Source organism: Streptomyces sp. NPDC006309 (genome assembly GCF_040613095.1).
Classification (GTDB): Bacteria; Actinomycetota; Actinomycetes; order Streptomycetales; family Streptomycetaceae; genus Streptomyces.
Genome location: NZ_JBEXRO010000029.1, coordinates 23166 through 42530, shown reverse-complemented (window position 1 = coordinate 42530; position 19365 = coordinate 23166). Strand labels below are relative to the sequence as shown.

Here is a 19365-nt window from a genome sequence, read left to right as displayed (position 1 = left end):
TGCACGGGCCCTGCGCGGTCAGGACCCCTCTCCGCCCGTCAGGCCCTGGACGCGGCCGAGGAGCCGTACCGGGCCGCCGGCGGGCGGGTCCAGCGCGGCCTCGCCGGCCATCGACTCCAGCGTCAGGGACTGCTTCACCTCGCCCTTGACGAGGGCCCGGACGTCCTTGCCCGGGATCGGCACGCTCGCGCCCGGGTAGGCGGTCCGCTTCTCGAAGTGGTGGGTGGTGAAGAACACCAGCGCCCCGCCGTCCGACGTGCGCAGCGCGAGCGGCGCGTAGTCGCCGTGGGTGAGCGGCTCGTCGATGAACTGGCGGACCAGGCCGGGCTTCTCGGCCGCCTTCTTGCGTTCCGCGCGCAGCACGCTGGTGTCGCGGCCGTCCGCGAAGGTCCCGCCGCCGCTCTTGAGGTACGACGTGTACGCGGCGCTCAACGCGTCCGGCCGCACGGCCAGCCCCGCGGAGCCGGCCGGTACGGCCTCGGCCCAGCCGTCCTCGTCCGTACGGAACTTCGGTACGGCGCCGGGCGCCATGAGCGTCAGGTACGCCACCTGCCACCGCTCGCCCTGGCCGTGGCGGGTGAACACCAGCACCCAGCGGACGGCACCGCCCTTGTTGCTCCGGGCGTCGGCGACGAACCAGCGCGGCCAGCCGGCCTTCTTCGGGATGGTGTACGTGACGTCCGTCAGAGCGAGCGGGGCGTGCCGGGCGTTCCCGGAGGGGCTGTTGGTGTGCCCGGCCCTCAAACGCGCGGAGTCGATGTCGGCGACGGCACCGGTGACGTAGGGCGCGTCCAGGGAGCTGTCGTAGGCCTCGTCGGCCTTGTTGTACGCGTCGGTGAACGCGGTCAGCGCCCTGGCGGCCTCGGCGCGGGTGGCGGCCGGCAGCACCACACGTTCCCCGTGCACCACCACACAGCCGCTCGCCGTCACCGACATAGCGGTCAGTGAGGCCGCTATGAGTGCGTTCCGGTCACGCCTGCGAAGCCGTCGACGGCTGCGTTCCCTGGTCATCCGGCTGCTTCACCTTCCCCTTTCCGGAGGCGAACCCTACCGGGGAGAGGAACAGCGCGAGCACCGGGACCAGATACAGCGCCCACACCGAGACCTGGACGACCGTCGGGTCCGGCTGGAAGTTGAACACGCCCTTCAGCAGGGTGCCGTACCAGCTGTCCGGCGGGATGGTGTCGCTGATGTCGAAGGCCAGGTGGGTCAGGCCCGGGACCCAGCCGGCCTCCTGGAGGTCGTGGAAGCCGTACGCCAGCACGCCCGCCGCGACGACGACGAGCATGCCGCCGGTCCACGTGAAGAACTTCGCCAGGTTGATCTTCAGGGCGCCGCGGTAGAACAGCCAGCCCAGGAGGACGGCCGTGGCGAGGCCGAGGGCGACGCCGGCCAGCGGGCGCGGGGTGCCGTCGGAGGCCGCGTGCACCGACGCCCACACGAACAGCGCGGTCTCCAGGCCCTCCCGGCCGACCGCGAGGAACGCGGTGGCGACGAGCGCGCCCGTGCCGAGGGCGAGGGCCGCGTCCAGCTTGCCGTGCAGCTCCGACCGCAGGTGCCGGGCGGTGCGCCGCATCCAGAACACCATCCAGGTCACCAGGCACACGGCGAGGATCGACAGGGAGCCGCCGAGCGCCTCCTGCGCCTGGAACGTCAGCTCCTGGGAGCCGAACTCCAGGGCGAAGCCGAAGCCCATGGCGATGGCGATCGCGATGCCGATGCCGGTCCAGATGGGCTTCAGGGCGTCCCTGCGGCCGGTCTTGACCAGGTAGGCGATCAGGATGCAGACGACGAGCGACGCCTCAAGTCCCTCGCGCAGGCCGATCAGGTAGTTGGAGAACACGGGCTACGCCTCCTTCGAGAACAGCGTGCGGCCCCACCAGTCGCCCAAGTCCCGGACGCCGGGGGGCACCGCGAAGACCGCCGAACCCACGTGCTGGATGTACTCGTTGAGCGCGTCGTGCGCCGACAGCTTGCGCTGGAGCGGGATGAAGCCCTTGCGCACGTCCCGCTGGTAGGCCAGGAAGAACAGGCCCGCGTCGAGGCGGCCGAGGCCGTCGGTGCCGTCGGTGAACGAGTAGCCCCGGCGCAGGATGGTGACCCCGTTGTTGGAGTCGGGGTGGGCGAGCCGCACGTGCGCGTCCGGTTTCATCGCCTTCAGGAACGGCTCGTCGTGCTCGTGGGCCTTGCCGACGGGGGCGCCCTCGCGCTTGTCCCGGCCGAACACGTCCTCCTGCTCCTGGAGGGAGCTGCGGTCCCAGGTCTCGATGTTCATGCGGATGCGCCGGGCGACCAGGTAGGAGCCGCCGGTCATCCAGTCCGTCCGCGTGTCGCCGTCGCCGTCGCCGACCCACACGAACTTCTTCAGCCGGTCGGTCTCGGTGCCCGCGATGTTGCGGGTGCCGTCCTTGAAGCCCATCAGGTTGCGCGGGGTCTGCGCGCCCGGGGTGGTCGAGGACGTCTTGCCGAAGCCCAGCTGCGACCAGCGGATGGCGACCTTGCCGAAGCCGATGCGGGCGAGGTTGCGGATCGCGTGCACGGCGACCTGCGGGTCGTCGGCGCAGGCCTGGACGCACAGGTCGCCGCCGGTGCGGGACCTGTCCAGGTTGTCGCCGGGGAACGCGGGCAGGTCGACCAGGGCCTCGGGCCGCCTGTCCTTCAGGTCGAACCGGTCGAAGAGGGAGGGCCCGAACCCGATGGTCAGCGTCAGCCGGGACGGCTTGAGCCCGAGTGCCTCGCCGGTGTCGTCCGGCGGGGCCTCGGCGAGCCCGCCGTAGGCGCCCTCGCCGACCGCCTTGCCCGCGGTCATCCGCCGGGCCGCCGCCGTCCAGTCCTTCAGCATCTGCACGAACGCGTCGCGGTCGTCGGTCTTCACGTCGAACGCGGCGAAGTGGAGCCGGTCCTGGACCGGTGTGGCGATGCCGGCCTGGTGGACGCCGTGGAACTCCACCGCGCCGCCGGTCTCGGCGGCCACCGGGTCCACGTCGTCGCCCGCCCTGGTCATCGCCACCGTGCCGCCGGCCGCGGCGGCCCCGAGCGCGAGCCCGGCCCCGCCCCAGCCGATCAGCGCGCGACGCGACGGAGTGCTGCCCTGGGTCTCGGTCATCGCCCTGCCCCTCTGCTTACTTCACGACCGCGGCGGCGAGCTTGGACAGCGGCTCGGCGAGCGCGTTGACGGCGTCCGACAGCTCCTTGCGGCGGTCCTTGCCGACCTTGTCGTAGGAGACGAAGTCGTACCCCGTCCTGTCGGCCGGATTCGTGCGGTAGGTGTCCAGCAGCGCGTCCAGGGTCCTGAACTGCTTGTCCAGTTCCCGGGTCAGCGCCGGGTCGTTGTGCGCGGCGACCGGCTTCAGCAGCTCGTACGCCTTCTGGGCGCCCTCGACGTTGCCCTTGAAGTCGACGAGGTCGGTGTGCGCGTAGCGGTCCTCCTCGCCGGTGACCTTGCCGGTGGCGACCTCGTCGAGCAGTTCCTTGGCGCCGTTGGCCATGGACGTCGGGGTGATCTCGGCCTTGCCGACCCGCTTCTGCCAGTCCTCCAGGTCCGTCACCAGCCGGTCGGCGAGGGCCTTCTCCTCGGCGCCGGTCTTCTTGTCGTGCCAGAGGGACTTCTCCAGCCGGTGCCAGCCGGTCCACTTCTGGCCGTCCTCCAGGCCGTCCTCGCGGGCGTCGACCTTCGGGTCGATGTCGCCGAAGGACTCGGCGACCGGCTCGGTGCGCTCCCAGCCGAGGCGGGAGAGGGCGAAGGCCTTCTTCGCGGCGTCCAGGTCGCCGGCCTTCACCGCCTTCACGAACGTCTCGGTCCGCGGCAGCGTCTCGTCGGCCTGGTCCTGGGCGTACCGGCGGTACTCGGCGACCGCGGTGTCCAGCTTCGGGTCGCGCCGCGCGCTGCCGCCGGCACCGGTGACGGTGAGCTTCTGCCGGATGCCGTGGCCCTTCATGCCGGGCCGGCAGGCGACCTCGTACGATCCGGCCTTCACCTCGGCGGTGAGCGTGTACCGGGTGCCCGGCCCGATGTTCTCCTTCTCGGAGACGATGCGGTCGTCGGGGAAGAGGATCTCGACCTCGGTCGCCTGGGAGCCCTTGTTCTCGATCTTCAGCGTCACCTGGCCGGCCGGCACGGACTTGGTGGAGGTCTCGCACGTGGAGTCGGCGGCCGTGACCCGCACGGCTTCGCCGTCCTTGGCTTCGCTCTTCGCGGTGCAGGCCGAGAGGGCGGTCAGAGCGGCCGCGGTGGCGGCGGCGGTGACGGTCAGTCGGACGGCTCGCATGCAGGCTCCCGGATCTCATTGGTGAGGCTGCCCTAACTTACATGAGGCTTACCTCACTCAGAACCGTGCGGGTCGTGATTCAGCTCTCACCGGAAGATCACGGTCGGTACGGAGTCGGTGATTGAATCTCCCGGTGACTGCATACGACGTACTCCGGGTCTTCTGCGGGCCGTACGGCGGGTACGGCAAGGAGCTGGGTGTCGTCCGCGACGGCTCGAGGATGCCGGAGAGCGACGAGCGGCAGGCCTTCGCCGCCAAACTCGGCTTCGGTACGACCGTGTTCGTGGACGATCCCGAGCGCGGGGTGATCGACCTCTACACCCCCGCCCGGCGCCCGCCGTTCGCCGTGCACGCCTGCGTCGGCACGGCCTGGCTGCTCGACGTGCCGGAGCTGGTCACGCCCGCCGGTGCCGTCGGGGCCCGGCTGGACGGCGAGTTCAGCTGGATCGAGGCCCGCGCCGAGTGGGCGGCGCCGCGCACCCTGCGCCGGTACGCCGGCGCCGCCGAGGTGGACGCGCTCGGCGCGCCCGCGCCGGCCGGGGCGGGGCTCTACGCCTGGGCCTGGGAGGACGAGGCGGCCGGCCGGGTGCGTGCCCGCGCCTTCTTGGACGGGGAGGCGGACGCCGGGGAGGACGAGGCGACGGGCGCCGCAGCGCTGCTGCTCACCGACCGGCTGGGCCGTGCCCTGAACATCGCCCAGGGCGCGGGCTCCCAGATCCTCACCGCCCCGCAGCCGCACGGCTGGACCGAGATCGGCGGGCGCGTGCTCCTCGAACGCTGACCCGTGCGCGCGTCCGGGGGGCCCTTCGCGCCCCCGTTCGGGTGGATCCGCGTGTGCGCACGATGACGAACGGGGACCTCTGGGCGTGACCACTCCGCCCCTCCGAGAGGAGCACCATGCGCATCAGATCAGTCCTGGCCACGGCCGCCCTTGCCGTCACCCTGGCCGCCACCGGCGCGACGACGGCCAGCGCCTACGGCCACGACACCCGGGACGAGGACGAGGCCGTGTGCAGCCCGTACGCCGGCGAACTCAGCTCGCTGTACAACCACATCTCGTGGTCCGGTGCCCACTGCAGGGACAACCTGCGCTGAACCGGCCCGGGTCCCCTCCCGCACGCGGCGGGGGACCCGGCCGTCCCTCCTCCTCCAGGACAGGGCCCGCCTTCACGGGGAGGGCGGGTGCGCGGCGTCACGGCAGGGTCAGGATGTCCGCGCCGGTCTCCGTCACCACCAGCGTGTGCTCGAACTGCGCGGTCCGCCTGCGGTCCTTGGTCACGACCGTCCAGCCGTCGTCCCACATGTCGTACTCGTGCGTCCCGAGCGTCAGCATCGGTTCGATCGTGAAGGTCATCCCGGGCCGCATGACCGTCGTCGCGTGCGGGCTGTCGTAGTGCGGGACGATCAGGCCGGAGTGGAAGGAGGAGTTGATGCCGTGTCCGGTGAAGTCCCGGACGACGCCGTAGCCGAAGCGCTTGGCGTACGACTCGATGACCCGGCCGATGATGTTGATCTGCCGGCCGGGCCTGACGGCCCTGATGGCGCGGTCCAGGGCCTCCCGCGTCCGCTCCACCAGCAGCCGTGACTCCTCGTCCACCTCGCCGACCAGGTAGGTGGCGTTGTTGTCGCCGTGCACCCCGCCGATGTACGCCGTCACGTCCAGGTTGACGATGTCGCCGTCCCTGAGGACCGTCGAGTCCGGGATGCCGTGACAGATGACCTCGTTCACCGAGGTGCACAGCGACTTGGGGAAACCGCGGTAGCCGAGCGTGGACGGGTAGGCGCCGTGGTCGCACATGTACGTGTGCGCGACCTGGTCGAGCCGGTCCGTGGTGACCCCGGGCGCGATGATCTTCGCGGCCTCCGCCATCGCCCGCGCGGCGATCCGGCCGGCGGTCCGCATGGCCTCGACGGTCTCCGGCGTCTGCACCTCCGGCCCGGTGTACGGCGCCGGCGCGGGCTTGCCGACGTACTCGGGGCGGCGGATGTTTCCGGGGACCGGACGGATGGGGGACAGCTCCCCCGGTACGAGCAGCGACTGGCCAGACATACCGGCGAGTCTAGCGAGCCGACATGGGGGAACATGACGGTGGCGAGAGGAGCTGTCGATGGCCCTGTTCAAGAAGCGCACCGCCGGCAAGCCGGGCGAGTGGTACTACTGCCTGGAGCACCAGAAGGTCGAGGAGGGCCCGGACTGCCCGGGCAAGGACCGCTTCGGCCCGTACGCCTCCGCCCAGGAGGCCGGGCACGCGATGGAGGCCGCCCGCGAGCGCAACCTCCAGTGGGAGAACGACCCGCGCTGGCACGACAAGCCGGCCGACACGAACCCCCAGGACGACTGACCCGCCCCGCCCCCGGCCCGGCCTTGCACCCCGGGCCGGACGCGCACCCGCTCCGCACCCGCATGGCGTCCGGCCGGTTCCGCCCCACGCGCCTGACCGGCTTCGCATCCGGAGCCGCCCGGACGGGAGCCGCCCCGGGCCGGAACCATCCCCGGCCCGGCCCTGCACCCGGGATCCGTCCCGCACCCGGACCGCGTCCGGTCCTGTGCCCGGACGCGCACCCGCCCCGCACCCGACCGGTTCCGGCCCGCGCGCCTGACCGGCTTCGCATCCGGAGTCGCCCGGACGGGGGCCGTCCCGGGCCGGGACCATCCCCGGCCTGGCCCCGCACCCGGGACCCGTCCCGCACCCGGTGCGCGTCCGGTCCTGTGCCCGGATGCGCACCCGCTCCGCACCCGGCCGGTTCCGGCCCGCGCGCCCTGACCGGCCTCGCATCCGGAGCCGCCCGGGCCGGACCACACCCGGCCCGGTCCTGCGCCCCGATCTGCCCCGCGACCGGACCAGGGTCGTCCTGTGCCCGGACGCGCACCCGCTCCCCGCCCGACCGGTTCCGGTGCGCGCGGCCGGCCGGCCGACGGGCCGAGTGGCTCACCAGGGGGCCGGCGGGGGTGCCGTCAGCGCCTCCGCCAGTCTCGACAGGCGGTCCCGCAGATGACGCCGGGCCCGCGGGCGGTCCCCGGCCGGGTTCTCCCCGGCCGCCGCGCTGACCAGGTGCTGCACGCTGTCCAGGTCCAGCTCCGCCCCCTCGGGCACGGCCAGCGTGTCGTGCGCCATCGCGGCCAGCTCGCCCCCGCCCGCGCCCAGCGCCAGCACCGTCACCCCGGCCCGCCGGGCGTCGTGCACCTGCTCCAGCAGCGGCGCGGGCTCCTCGGGCGCCACGACCAGCAGGGTGTCGCCGCGCCGCGCCGCCGCGATCCGGCCCGGCCCGACGGCCAGGTGCGCGGGATCGCAGGGGCGCACCTGGTGCCGTACCAGCGTCGGGGCCAACTCCGGTGTGCCCGACCACGCGGCCTCGTCCACCAGATGCGCGGCCAGATGCCACGGCTCGTACGCCGGCGTGCCCACCAGCAGCAGCCCGCCCCCGTGCGCCACCACCGACCCGCGCAGCAGCCCCGCGAATCTGCGGGTGGCGCCCAGCCACTCGGTTCCGGCGAGCACTTCCCGCAGCAGCGCGACCCGTACGGCGTCCATGCGACCGCATCCTGCCGGAACGGGCCGTTCGTGACATGGAGTTCACCCGGAATTCGCCCGACCGGGGAAGGGGACGGGGCCCGTTCCGTCAGAAGTGAGGAGCCGTCCATGACCGACGCGACCGTCCCCTTCCGCGCGGGCCACGACGGGTACGCCGCCTTCCGCATCCCGGCCGTCGTCGCCACCGGCGCCGGCACCCTCCTCGCGTTCTGCGAGGGCCGGGCCGACTCCCCGGCCGACCACGGGCGCATCGACATCGTGCTGAAGCGGTCCACGGACGGCGGCCGGAGCTGGGGGCCGCTGCTGGTCGCGGCGAGCAACGGCAAGAACCTCGCCGGCAACCCCGCGCCCGTCGTGCTGGACACCGGCCGCATCCTGCTCGTGCACATCCGCGCCGCGGCCTCGGCCACCGAGGCCGCCATCCTGCGCGGGCAGGTCAAGCACGCCGACGGACGCCGCGTCTGGGTCCGGCACAGCGACGACGACGGCCTCACCTGGTCCGCGCCGACGGAGATCACCGCGCGGGTGAAGAAGCCCGGCTGGCGCTGGTACGCCACCACCCCCGGGCACGCCCTCCAGCTGAGCGGCGGACGCGTCCTCGTCCCCGCCAACCACACCCTGCCGCCCACCGGCACCGACACCGGTGCCGAGGCCCGGTACAACAGCGGACACTGCCTGCTCAGCGACGACCGCGGCGCGAGCTGGTACCTCGGCTACGTGGACGAGAACACCGACGGCTACGTCAACGTCAACGAGACCACCGCCGCCGAACTCCCCGACGGCCGCGTCTACCTCAACACCCGCAACGACTCGCCCTCGCCCGGCAACCGCGCCGACGCACACTCCAGGGACGGCGGCCGGACCCTCGTGAAGCCCTTCCGCCCGCAGGCCGGGCTGAGCGCACCCGTCTGCGAGGCCTCCGTCCTCCAGCTCCGCGACCCCGACCTGCTCCTCTTCTCCGGCCCGGCCGACCCGGCCGCCCGCGCCCTGATGACCATCCGCGCCTCCGCCGACGGCGGCACCACCTGGCGCACCGCGTTCACCGTCGACGGGCTGCCCGCCGCCTACTCCGACCTGGTCCGCGTCGACCGGCACACGGTCGGGCTCCTGTACGAGACCGGCGACTTCGGCGCCTACGAGACGATCACTTTCCGCCGGGTGCCCGTACAGCGGCTGACCTGAGCCGCTGGCGGCCCGGAGGCGGACGTAGAGTCGGGCCATGACCTCTACCGACAGCGCACAGAAGGCCCCCGCCAAGGACCCCTGGGACCTGCCCGACGTCTCCGGGTACGTCGTCGGCGTGCTCGGCGGCACCGGACCGCAGGGCAAGGGCCTCGCCCACCGGCTCGCCCGGGCCGGCCAGAAGGTGATCATCGGCTCCCGGTCCGCCGAGCGTGCCGAGGCCGCCGCCGCGGAACTCGGCGACGGCATCGAGGGCGCGGACAACGCCGAGACCGCGCGCCGCAGCGACATCGTGATCGTGGCCGTGCCGTGGGACGGCCACGGCGACACGCTGAAGGGCCTGCGCGAGGAACTGGCCGGCAAGCTCGTCGTGGACTGCGTCAACCCGCTCGGCTTCGACAAGAAGGGTGCCTACGCCCTCAAGCCCGAGGAGGGCAGCGCCGCCGAGCAGGCCGCCGCCCTGCTGCCGGACTCCCGGGTCACCGCCGCCTTCCACCACCTGTCGGCCGTCCTGCTCCAGGACGACGAGGTCGAGCGGATCGACACCGACGTGATGGTCCTCGGCGAGGAGCGCGCCGACGTGGAGATCGTGCAGGCGCTGGCCGGGCGCATCCCCGGCATGCGCGGTGTCTTCGCCGGCCGCCTGCGGGGCGCCCACCAGGTCGAGTCGCTGGTCGCGAACCTGATCTCCGTCAACCGCCGGTACAAGGCGCACGCCGGGCTCCGCATCACCGACGTGTGAGACCGGGCGGCCCATGGGGGACACTGGTCGTCGAAGCAGTGTCCCCCGCAAGGAGCCGACCCCCATGCCCCGCATCGCCCTCTACTCCCTGATCGTCTGCCTCCTCGCCGTGGCCGCGGCGGTCGTCTCGTTCGTCCAGGGCAGCTGGCTGGGCGTCGTCTGGGTGCTGCTGGCGGGTGTGACGTCCAACATGACCTGGTACTACGTGAAGCGCGGCCGGCCCGCCGGGGGCGGCGGCACGTCCGTCACGAGCTGAGCGTGCAGATCTCCGGGCTGTCCTCCCAGAAGCGGTAGACCACCTCGCCGCAGTACCGGGAGAAGCCGTCCACGCCCAGGCCGCGCAGGATCGTGTCGACCACGTCGAAGAACGCGCCGTTGACCGACGGCAGCCACAGCACCGCGAACACGAACAGCAGCCCGAACGGCGCGAACGGCGCCACCTGGCGTTTGACGCCGTACGACAGCCACGGCTCGATCACGCCGTAGCCGTCCAGGCCCGGCACCGGCAGGAAGTTCAGGATCGCCGCCGTCACCTGGAGCAGGGCCAGGAACGCCAGCGCGTTCCGGAACGTCCCGGGCACGCCGTCCAGGGCGTGCAGCCAGAACGGGGCCGTGCACACGGCCGCGAACAGCACGTTCGTCAGCGGGCCGGCCGCCGAGATGAGGCTGTGCCGCCACCGGCCCCGGATCCGGTCCCGCTCGATGAACACCGCGCCGCCCGGCAGACCGATCCCGCCCATGATCACGAACACCACGGGCAGCACGATGCTCAGCAGCGCGTGCGTGTACTTCAGCGGGTTGAGCGTCAGATAACCCTTCGCGCCGACCGAGATGTCCCCGCTGTGCAGGGCGGTGCGGGCGTGCGCGTACTCGTGCAGGCACAGGGAGACGATCCAGGCGGCGGTCACGAACAGGAACACCGCTATGCCCGGCTGCGCGGCGAACCCGGTCCAGGTGGCCCAGCCGGTCACCGCCGTCACGGCCAGGATCCCGACGAACACGGGACTGACCCTGCGGTCGCCGTGGCGGGTGGTGACGGTGGTCATGGGCGCGCTCCTGGAGGGCGGGGACGGTCGGTCAGGCGACCGTACCGGCCGCGGGCCCGTGGGGAAAACGTCTCGCGGTGGCCGTCCGGTTCCTGGAAGGTGGGGGAATGGCGCGCGCGAGGGTGTTCTACGAGAACTGGCAGATGGAGTGCTGCGGCACGCCGTTCGCGGTCGGGGACGAGGTGGCCTGGCGGCTCGCCGCCTACGGCGAGGCTGAGCGGCGGGAGAACACCGGGTACGGCGCCGAGGCCCGGGTGGAGAACCACCTGGGCCCCGAGTGGGAGGCGCTCGGCCGCGTCCACGCCATCGAGCTGGTGCACCAGGAGTACCTCGTCCACACCGACCCGCGCCTGCGCGAGCGGCTCGACCGCGCCCTGGATCCGGACCCGGAGTCCGGGGGAGTGGTCCTGCTGCCGTCCCCCTACCGGATGGAAGAGGTGCCCGGCGCATGGACCCTGGAGCCCGTCACCGCCTGCCCGAAGTGGTTCGAGAGCGAGGAACCCGGCCGGGAACCGGGCCCTCACCGAGTCCGGCGCACCGAGGGCGTCCTCGTCACGCTGGACGTCACGGGGGTCGGGGACGTCACCCCCGAGGACCCCGGCGCCACGCCGGACGAACCCGGTGACCGCCGCTGATCGCCGCAGGGACAATGGACCCGTGCGCTATCGGCTGCTCGGCACCACCCAGGCCCACCGCCCCGACGGTACGGCCGTCCCGGTCGGCGGGGCGCGGCTGCGTGCCCTGCTGAGCGTGCTCGCGCTCCGGGCCGGCCGGACCGTGCCCGTGGCCGTGCTGGTGGACGAGGTCTGGGGGGACGATCCGCCCGCCGACGCCGCCGGCGCCCTCCAGGCGCTCGTCGGCCGGCTGCGGCGGGCCCTCGGCGCCTCCGCCGTCGCCTCCGCCGACGGCGGCTACCGGCTCACCGCCGCGCCCGACGACATCGACCTCGCCCGCTTCGACCGGCTGACCGGCGACGGGCTGCGCGCGCTCGCCGACGGCGACCCGGCCAAGGCCGCCGCCGTCCTCGACGACGCCCTCGCCCTGTGGCGCGGCCCGGCCCTCGCCGACCTGCCCGACCGCACCGCGGAGGCGGCCCGCTGGGACGCCCGCCGCCTCGACACCCTGCGCGCCCGGCACACCGCCGCCCTCGCTCTCGGCCGGGCCGAGCGGTCGCTGCCCGAGCTGACCGCCCTGTGCGACGCCCACCCGCTGGACGAGCCGCTCCAGGCGCTGCGGCTGCGCGCCCTGCGCGACACCGGCCGCCCGGCCCGGGCACTCGCCGCCTACGAGGACGTACGACGGCTCCTCGCGGACCGGCTCGGCTCCGACCCCGGCCCCGAACTGCGCGCTCTGCACGCCGAGTTGCTGGTGGAGGAGCCCGTGGACGCGCGGCCCGCGGCGGGCCCGGGCAACCTGCCCGCCCGGCTCACCTCCTTCGTCGGCCGGGAAGCCGACCTCGCGGCCCTCGGCGCCGACCTCGGCAGGCACCGCCTGGTCACCCTGCTCGGGCCCGGCGGCGCCGGCAAGACCCGGCTGTCCCAGGAGGCCGGGGCGGCGGTACGGCACACCGTCCGGGACGGGGTCTGGCTCGCCGAACTGGCCCCCGTGGACGACCCGGACGCCGTGCCGCAGGCCGTGCTCACCGCGATCGGCGCCCGCGAGACCGTGCTGCACGGCGCCGGCGTGGAGACCATGCGCGCGGTCGCCGACCGGCACGGCGACCCCCTCGAACGGCTCGTGGAGCACTGCGCCCGGCGCCGGATGCTGATCGTCCTGGACAACTGCGAGCACGTCGTCGACGCCGCCGCCCGGCTGGCCGAACGGCTGCTGGCCCGCTGCCCGGAGCTGATCGTCCTCGCCACCAGCCGCGAACCCCTGGGCGTGCCGGGGGAGCTGGTCCGGCCGGTGGAGCCGCTGCCCGAGCCGGTCGCGCTGCGGCTGCTCGCCGAGCGCGGCGCGGCGGCCCGCCCCGGATTCCGGGTCGGGGACGACCCCGAGGCGTGCGCGGAGATCTGCCGCCGGCTGGACGGGCTGCCCCTCGCCATCGAACTGGCCGCGGCCCGGCTGCGCATGCTGACCCCTCGCCAGATAGCGGACCGGCTGGACGACCGTTTCCGGCTGCTCACCTCCGGCAGCCGCACCGTGCTACCCCGCCAGCAGACCCTGCGCGCCGTCGTGGACTGGTCCTGGGAGCTGCTGGACGCGGACGAACGGGACGTGCTGGCGAGGCTGTCGGTCTTCGCCGGCGGCTGCGACCTGGCCGCCGCCGAGGCCGTGTGCGGGCCCGTCGCCCTGGACGCCCTCGGCTCCCTGGTCGACAAGTCCCTCGTGGTGGCCGCCCCGTCGCCCGGCGGCGGCATGCGCTACCGGCTGCTGGAGACGGTCGCCGAGTACGCCGCGGAGCGGCTCGCCGAGACCGGCCGCCGTTCCGGGGCCGGCCGCGCACACCTGACGTACTACCGGGAACTCGCCCGCACCACCGATCCGTTGCTGCGCGGACCCGAACAGCGGGCCGCCATCGACCGGCTGGAGCTGGAGTACGAGAACCTGCGCACCGCCTTCCGGTTCGCGGTCGCCCTGGGCGACGAGCAGGAGGGGCTGTGCCTGGTGCTGTCCCTGGTGTGGTTCTGGCAGATGCGCGACCAGCGCATCGAGACCCGCACCTGGTGCCAGGAGGTCATGGCGCTCGGCCCCGACCCGTTCGCCGAGCCGGTGCGCCGCGCCCGGCCGGTGTGGCGGCGCTGCACCGAGACCCCGCCCCCGTACGCCGGCGAGGACCTCGCCGAGGCCCGGCGCGGTGTCCATCTGGCCCACCTGGCCTGCATGGACACCGAGATCGACACCTGGCAGACGCCCGCGGCGCAGGCGAAGCTGCACGCGGTCACCCGGGTCTACGAGCCCGGCCTGCCGCAGACCTGCCGGGCCCCCGGCATGCTGTGGTTCTTCGCCGAGCTGCTGACCGGCCACGCGGAGCGCCTGCTCACGATCGTCGACGCCTGCGTGCGGACCTGCCGCGACACCCCGGGCTACGAGTGGGAGCTGGCCGGCGCGCTGCAAATGCGCGCGGGTCTTCTCGCCAACCGGACCGCCTGGGCCGGTGACGCCACCCGTGACGCCGACGAGTCCCTGGAGATCTACCGCCGCCTCGGTGACGCCTGGGGCACCACCGAGGCCCTGTCCGCCCGCGGCGAGGCCCACGAACGCAAGGGCGCCTGCCAGGAGGCCGCCGCCGACTACCGGGCGGCCATCGAGCAGGCCGAACGCCTCGGCGCCCCCGCCCAGATGGCCGTGCTCCGCGCCCGGCTCGGCGGCGTGCTCCTGGAGTCGGGCGAGGCCGAGCGCGGCGAGCGGCTGCTCCGGGAGGTCATCGACAGCGAGGCCGGCACCCTGCACGAGGCGATGCCCGCCGCCCGGCTGCTCCTCGCCGCCTGGCTCGGTCTGACCGACCGTACCGCCGAGGCGCGCGAACAGCTGCGGCTGCTGCGCGAGGAGCTGCCGGTCGCGCACTTCGTCGTGTTCGACGCCATGATCGTCGGCCAGCAGGCCTGGCTGGACGCCCTGGACGGGCGCACCGAGGAGGCCCTCACCCGGGTCCGCAGGGCGTTGCGGCTGGCCGCCGACCCGCTCTCCCAGGCCATCGCCCCGCATCAGGCATCCCTGTGCCTGACCTTCGCCGCGATGGCCCTCACGGGCGCCGGCGAGGGCGCCGGCGGCAGCCGCACCTCGGACGCCGCCCGCTGTCTGGGCGCGGCCCGGGCACTGCTGCCGCCCGGCCATGTCGCCTCCCGCGCGGAGCAGCGGGCGTACGACATGACGGAGGCCCGCGTCCGCGATGCGCTCGGCCCCGGGTACGCGGCCGCGTACGCCGAGGGCGGTGGCCTCTCCCTCGTGGAGGCCACCGCCCTGGTGTGAGCGCCGGTGAACGTCAGCTCTTCGTACGGAACTTGTGGATCGCGACCGGCGCCATGGCCGCGGTGAGGCCCACCGACCAGATCAGCGTCACCCACAGATGGTGGGCGACCGGGCCGCCCTCCATCAGGCCGCGGGCGGTGTCGGCCAGCGCGGAGAGCGGGTTGTAGTCGGTGAACGACTGGAGCCAGCCCGGCATGGAGGCGGTCGGCGCGAAGATCGACGAGCCGAACTGCAAGGGCATCAGCACGAGGAAGCCCATGGCCTGCACGGACTGCGCGCTCTTCATCATCACGCCGAGCGTGAGGAACACCCACATCAGCGCCGAGCCGAACAGCGCGGACAGCGCCACGGAGGCGAGCAGGCCGCTCCAGTGCTTGATGTCGTAGCCGACCAGGACGGCGACCACCATCAGGACCGCCGTCGCGAACAGCATCCGCATCAGCTCCACCGCGATCTTCGCGAAGAGCACGGAGCCGCGCCCGATGGGCAGCGAGCGGAAACGGTCCATGACACCGGAGTTGAAGTCCTGGTTGAAGCCGGTGCCCACGCCCTGGGCCATGTTCATGCCCATCATGGCCATGAGTCCGGGCACCACGTACTGGACGTACCGGTCCTGGCCGCCGCCCAGCGACTGCCCGATGGAACCGCCGAAGACGTACACGAACAGCAGCGTGAAGACGACCGGGAACAGGATGGCGTCGAACATCGACTCCGGGTCCTGCCGGATCCACAGCAGGTTGCGGCGGATCAGCGCGCCGGTGTGGCGCAGATGGGCGCGGAGCGAGATGGGCGTGTCGGCCGGGTGCGCGGCCGGCGCGAGAGTGGCGGCGCTCATACGGCGACCTCCTGACGGTCGTCGGCGGGTACGGCGTCCTGCGGGGCACTGGCACGGTGGCCGGTGAGGGACAGGAACACCTCGTCCAGGCTGGGCAGTTCGGTGGTGATGGCGGAGATCGTGATGCCGCGTGCGGTGACGGCGCCGACCACCGCGGTCAGCTGCTCGTCGCTCAGGACCGGTACCAGCAGGGTGCCGGTCTCGCTGTCCACGGTGGTGGTCGCGAGCCCGGTGATGCCCAGCTCGTCCAGCATGACGGCGAGGGGCCGCAGCTGGAGCGGGTCCAGCGGGCGGACCCGCAGGGTGCGTCCGCCGACGCGGGCCTTCAGCTCCTCGATCCCGCCATTGGCGATGACCCGGCCGCGGTCCACGACGGTCAGCTCGGAGGCGAGCTGCTCGGCCTCCTCCATGTACTGGGTGGTGAGCAGCACGGTGACGCCCTCGCCGACCATCGCCTTGACCTCGTCCCACACCTCGTTGCGGGTGCGGGGGTCCAGGCCGGTCGTCGGCTCGTCCAGGTACAGCACGGCCGGGCGGCCGATCATCGAGGCGGCGAGGTCCAGCCGGCGCCGCATGCCGCCGGAGTAGGTCCTCGCCGGACGCCGGGCCGCCTCGGTCAGCGAGAACCGCTCCAGCAGTTCGTCGGCGCGGGTGCGGGCGTCCTTGCGGGACAGGTCCAGCAGCCGGCCGATCAGGTAGAGGTTCTCCCAGCCGGGGAGCTTCTCGTCCACCGAGGCGTACTGGCCGGTGAGGCCTATGACCCGGCGCAGCTGCCGGGGCTGGCGGACGACGTCGTAACCGGCCACGGTGGCCCGTCCGGCGTCGGGGGTGATCAGGGTGGACAGGATGCGTACGAGGGTGGTCTTGCCGGCGCCGTTCGGCCCGAGCACACCCATCACGGTGCCCTCGCGCACGTCCAGGTCGACACCGTCCAGCGCTTTGGTCTCGCCGTAGTGCTTGACCAGTCCCCGTACGGTCACGGCGTGGGCCACGCCTGCGGGGTTGTCGTCGATGCGTGTCATGGGGAGGACAGTGCCAGGGCCCACCGACAAACGGCCGACAGAGGGCCTACACTCCCGCCCGGCGTCTGTCGGCGGCCTGCAGGCGCTCCGCCGGCCGCCACGGCACCCGCTACGGCACCTGCTGGATGTGGCCGCTGACGATCTCCCCGCCCGCCACGGTGTAGGTGCCGCGGAACTCGCGCACGCTGCCGTCGTGCTGGCTCGCCCGGAGGTCGACGCTCACCTCGCCGTAACCGTCGTCGGTGGCGGTGACGTCCACGTGCGCCGTGGAGGCGAAGCCCGCCACCCAGTCCGAGTAGGTGCCCGGGGCCAGGTGGGAACCGCCCATGTCCCAGGCCGCCGAGTAGTTCCCGGCGTTGATGTAGTCGTAGTACGTCGTCACGACCGTGCGCGCGTCCTGGACGCCGGCCGTGGGCTCGGGTGTCGCGGTGTCCGAGGCGCCGCCGCCGTAGGAGGGGGAGCTGTCGGCGGGGTAGGTCTCCGCCGTGCCGTTCCCGCCGTCGTAGGGGGACGGGGTGGCGTCCGGACCGTCGTAGGTGGAGCCGGGGGAGACCACGGCGGCGGGGAAGCCGCCCGCCGAGGGGGTGCCGGGGCGGTCGGCGACGGTCACCGCGAGCGTCACGCCACCGGCCGCCAGGACGGCCACCAGGGCCCAGGGCAGCCAGCCCGGCAGCCGCGTGGCGCCCACCCGCAGATATGTGCCCCGGCCGGCGGCCTCGGCCGGTTCCCCGGCGGCGTACGGCGCCCCGCAGCGGGGACAGTCCGGCCGCGCGGTGTCCTCGACACGCGCGCCGCAGTGAACGCAGAAGTGCATGACCCCGTCCTCCGTCTACAGGCCCCGGACGGCCTCTTCGATCGTCACCGCGAGGGAGGCCAGCGCGGTGACGCCGGGCACGGCCTCCACCAGCGCCCTCGCGACCCGGCGGAGCTTTCCCCTGCGGGGTTCCGGCGCGGCCAGCTCCTCGCGCGCGTCCTCGGCGAACTCGGCCAGGTCCTCCCGTTCCGGGTGGTCCGAGCCGCGCAGCTCCTCGATGAACCGGGCCAGCAGCTCGCTGATCTCCTGCGGGGTCGCCACCGGGCCGTCGGCGGCCTCGGCCGCCGCCCGTTCCGTGACCCGGAAGTCGACGCGCGCGTTGCTGCCGCTCGCGACCACCGCGTTCTTGACCTGCGCGTTCCCCGTCGCGATGACGCCGTCGTTGCTGCGTCCGTCCATGCCGGTCCCCGTTCGTCCGTTCGGTGTGCCGTCGCCGTCAGTCCGTGTTGGGCCGCGGGATCCTGCTGAGGATGGTCGAGATGCGGGACCTGTCGCCCGAGGCGACCGAGCTGGACTCGACCTTCGCCCCCGCGGTGGCGATGATGCCGTTGTTGATGATGGTCTCCTGACGCCTGATCAGGTCGCCGGCGTCGATGTCGTGCTCCAGGGCGAACTCCACCAGGGCGTCCAGGATCCGCCGTTCGACGGTCTTGAGGACCATGCCGGAGTCGACCTTCTGGAAGTACCGCCGGTGGTCCGTGGCGGAGGCGAGCTGCCGCACGCTGTCGCGCGCCCCGTAGTCGAACATCCTGAGCCGGGTGATCTGCCGGTGCTGCTTCTTCAGCCGGCCGCGCAGCCGGAAGTCCGGGAAGAAGCCCATGACCGCGCGCGGCGGCGAGGCGAGCAGCACGAACGGTGTGCTGGCCAGGGCCTGGAACACCATGGTGAGGAACTGGCGTGGCGAGGGGTACGGCATGAGGCTGTCGATGGTCCGGTAGCGGTCCAGCAGCGGGCACAGCACGGTGGGCAGGGCCTCCACGAACAGGTTGGAGTCCGAGCGCACGAGCCGCAGGAACATCGAGGTGATCAGCTCGCCGCCCCAGCCCGAGGAGTGCGTGACGAGGTAGACGCGCGCGGTCTCCTCCGGGGCCCGCTTCAGCGCGTCCAGCCGGTCGGGGCCGATCCGGGCGGCGGGGCGGCCGAGCGGGTCCGGCAGGAAGCGGGTGTCGCCCAGCAGCGCCGTCCCCTCCACGAAGACCCGCTCCTCCAGTTCCAGGCAGGGCAGGGACAGTTCGCCGACCCGCCGGGCGATGTGGGCGTACAGGTCCGCGACGTCGAACTCCCGTGGCCGTACGCCTTCGCGTCCGGAGGCGGTCACGTCGAAGATCAGCGACCACGAGTCGAGTTCCTGGCCGTAGCCGGTGAACGGGGAGTAGCCGCTGTAGACGGTGAGGTTGCCGTGCGCGTACTCGTCGATCTGACGCAGCCGCCGGGTGGCGGACTCGTTGGGCGGCGGGGGTGCCTGCGCCGGGTCGAACCGGTCCGGCCGCAGCCGCTGGAGGCGCTCGCCGTACTGGGTGGACAGGGCGAAGACCAGCGTCGTCAGCCAGGCGAACAGGAGCATCAGGAGGACGGCCGTGCCGCTGTGCAGCACCAGCAGCCCGATGGCCAGGATCAACAACTCGGCCGCCAGCAGCAGGTCCCTGGCGTGCCGCCGCGCGTTGGCCTCGTAGGCGTACCGCAGGACCACGGGCACGTCGCACCCGGGAGCCGGTGCCACACCCAGATGGGGTTCGGCGGCGATGTCCCTGATCAGCGAGTCGGCATAACTCCGGTCCAGGAAGACGGCCGCGCACATGTACCGGGTCAGGTCCCGGCCGCCGGTCCAGCGGGGAACGGCGAGGCCGCGTGCCGGGCGCGCCGTGGGCGCCGGTCCGGCGACGGCCAGGGTGGCCCCGCAGCCGCCGCAGAAGGCGGCCTCCGGCACGGTGGCGGCGGAGCAGTCGGGACAGGTGGTCTGCGTCTGGGCCATCGTCGCTCCCCCGGATGTGAGACGTCCCACATCGTCAAG

20 protein-coding genes are annotated in these 19365 nt (G+C 73.3%); 8 read left to right on the top strand and 12 right to left on the bottom strand.

The window, feature by feature from the left end:
* Positions 1-18: 18 nt before the first annotated feature.
* The 4 genes from ABZ117_RS29315 to efeO are packed head-to-tail and all read right to left on the bottom strand — an operon-like array spanning position 19 to position 4268.
* Positions 19-1011 (bottom strand): hypothetical protein, encoded by a 993-nt coding sequence (locus ABZ117_RS29315; RefSeq protein WP_356824910.1) that lies wholly within the window; start codon positions 1009-1011, stop codon positions 19-21.
* A complete protein-coding gene (gene efeU / locus ABZ117_RS29310) occupies positions 971-1843 on the bottom strand; it encodes an iron uptake transporter permease EfeU (RefSeq protein WP_356824908.1) in 873 nt (290 codons plus the stop codon). The genes ABZ117_RS29315 and efeU overlap by 41 nt, the downstream gene beginning before the upstream one ends.
* A 3-nt stretch (positions 1844-1846) precedes the next feature.
* A complete protein-coding gene (gene efeB, locus ABZ117_RS29305; RefSeq protein ID WP_356824906.1) occupies positions 1847-3106 on the bottom strand; it encodes an iron uptake transporter deferrochelatase/peroxidase subunit in 1260 nt (419 codons plus the stop codon).
* Positions 3107-3122: 16 nt separating this feature from the next.
* Positions 3123-4268: an iron uptake system protein EfeO gene (efeO, locus tag ABZ117_RS29300; RefSeq protein WP_356824904.1), complete on the bottom strand. Its 1146-nt coding sequence runs from the start codon at positions 4266-4268 to the stop codon at positions 3123-3125.
* Positions 4269-4401: 133 nt separating this feature from the next.
* On the opposite strand from efeO, the gene ABZ117_RS29295 reads away from it, so the two are divergent.
* Together ABZ117_RS29295 and ABZ117_RS29290 are read left to right on the top strand one after the other, a co-directional pair.
* Positions 4402-5049, top strand: coding sequence for a PhzF family phenazine biosynthesis protein (locus tag ABZ117_RS29295; RefSeq protein ID WP_356824902.1), 648 nt, complete (start codon positions 4402-4404; stop codon positions 5047-5049).
* Positions 5050-5165: 116 nt separating this feature from the next.
* Positions 5166-5363 (top strand): hypothetical protein, encoded by a 198-nt coding sequence (locus ABZ117_RS29290; RefSeq protein ID WP_356824900.1) that lies wholly within the window; start codon positions 5166-5168, stop codon positions 5361-5363.
* A gap of 97 nt (positions 5364-5460) precedes the next feature.
* Here ABZ117_RS29290 and map read toward each other — a convergent pair whose 3' ends face one another.
* Positions 5461-6318: a type I methionyl aminopeptidase gene (gene map, locus ABZ117_RS29285; RefSeq protein WP_356824898.1), complete on the bottom strand. Its 858-nt coding sequence runs from the start codon at positions 6316-6318 to the stop codon at positions 5461-5463.
* Positions 6319-6376: 58 nt separating this feature from the next.
* Between map and ABZ117_RS29280 the strand changes: the two genes are divergently transcribed.
* A complete protein-coding gene (locus ABZ117_RS29280) occupies positions 6377-6610 on the top strand; it encodes a hypothetical protein (protein ID WP_356824896.1) in 234 nt (77 codons plus the stop codon).
* A 588-nt stretch (positions 6611-7198) separates the two neighbouring features.
* Here ABZ117_RS29280 and ABZ117_RS29275 read toward each other — a convergent pair.
* Positions 7199-7801 carry a hypothetical protein gene (locus ABZ117_RS29275; RefSeq protein ID WP_356824894.1) on the bottom strand — a complete coding sequence of 201 codons (603 nt, stop codon included), beginning with the start codon at positions 7799-7801 and terminating at the stop codon, positions 7199-7201.
* A gap of 108 nt (positions 7802-7909) precedes the next feature.
* On the opposite strand from ABZ117_RS29275, the gene ABZ117_RS29270 reads away from it, so the two are divergent.
* The 3 genes from ABZ117_RS29270 to ABZ117_RS29260 all read left to right on the top strand — a co-directional run bounded on the left by ABZ117_RS29270 (position 7910) and on the right by ABZ117_RS29260 (position 9981).
* Positions 7910-8983: a sialidase family protein gene (locus ABZ117_RS29270; protein WP_356824892.1), complete on the top strand. Its 1074-nt coding sequence runs from the start codon at positions 7910-7912 to the stop codon at positions 8981-8983.
* 37 nt (positions 8984-9020) lie between these two features.
* Complete coding sequence (gene npdG, locus ABZ117_RS29265; RefSeq protein ID WP_356824890.1) at positions 9021-9725, top strand: NADPH-dependent F420 reductase; 705 nt, start codon at positions 9021-9023, stop codon at positions 9723-9725.
* A 64-nt stretch (positions 9726-9789) separates the two neighbouring features.
* Positions 9790-9981 (top strand): hypothetical protein, encoded by a 192-nt coding sequence (locus tag ABZ117_RS29260; protein ID WP_356824888.1) that lies wholly within the window; start codon positions 9790-9792, stop codon positions 9979-9981.
* Here the strand turns inward: ABZ117_RS29260 and ABZ117_RS29255 are convergent.
* On the bottom strand, positions 9971-10771 hold the full coding sequence (locus tag ABZ117_RS29255; protein ID WP_356824886.1) for a site-2 protease family protein: 801 nt from the start codon (positions 10769-10771) through the stop codon (positions 9971-9973). The two genes, ABZ117_RS29260 and ABZ117_RS29255, sit on opposite strands and share 11 nt — an antisense overlap.
* Before the next feature lie 107 nt (positions 10772-10878).
* On the opposite strand from ABZ117_RS29255, the gene ABZ117_RS29250 reads away from it, so the two are divergent.
* The gene (locus ABZ117_RS29250; RefSeq protein ID WP_356824884.1) at positions 10879-11406 is read left to right on the top strand and encodes a DUF6578 domain-containing protein; all 528 of its coding nucleotides are present in this window, start codon (positions 10879-10881) and stop codon (positions 11404-11406) included.
* A gap of 22 nt (positions 11407-11428) precedes the next feature.
* Complete coding sequence (locus tag ABZ117_RS29245) at positions 11429-14683, top strand: BTAD domain-containing putative transcriptional regulator (RefSeq protein ID WP_356824882.1); 3255 nt, start codon at positions 11429-11431, stop codon at positions 14681-14683.
* 13 nt (positions 14684-14696) lie between these two features.
* Here ABZ117_RS29245 and ABZ117_RS29240 read toward each other — a convergent pair whose 3' ends face one another.
* The 5 genes from ABZ117_RS29240 to ABZ117_RS29220 form a co-directional block, all read right to left on the bottom strand.
* Positions 14697-15518 (bottom strand): ABC transporter permease, encoded by an 822-nt coding sequence (locus ABZ117_RS29240; RefSeq protein ID WP_356824880.1) that lies wholly within the window; start codon positions 15516-15518, stop codon positions 14697-14699.
* The gene (locus ABZ117_RS29235; RefSeq protein WP_356824878.1) at positions 15515-16540 is read right to left on the bottom strand and encodes an ATP-binding cassette domain-containing protein; all 1026 of its coding nucleotides are present in this window, start codon (positions 16538-16540) and stop codon (positions 15515-15517) included. Before ABZ117_RS29235 ends, ABZ117_RS29240 begins: the two co-directional genes overlap by 4 nt.
* Positions 16541-16649: 109 nt before the next feature.
* Positions 16650-17354 (bottom strand): hypothetical protein, encoded by a 705-nt coding sequence (locus ABZ117_RS29230; RefSeq protein ID WP_356824876.1) that lies wholly within the window; start codon positions 17352-17354, stop codon positions 16650-16652.
* 15 nt (positions 17355-17369) lie between these two features.
* Positions 17370-17753: a hypothetical protein gene (locus tag ABZ117_RS29225; protein WP_356824874.1), complete on the bottom strand. Its 384-nt coding sequence runs from the start codon at positions 17751-17753 to the stop codon at positions 17370-17372.
* A 37-nt stretch (positions 17754-17790) separates the two neighbouring features.
* A complete protein-coding gene (locus ABZ117_RS29220) occupies positions 17791-19326 on the bottom strand; it encodes a zinc ribbon domain-containing protein (protein WP_356824872.1) in 1536 nt (511 codons plus the stop codon).
* Between the last annotated feature and the right edge of the window lie 39 nt (positions 19327-19365).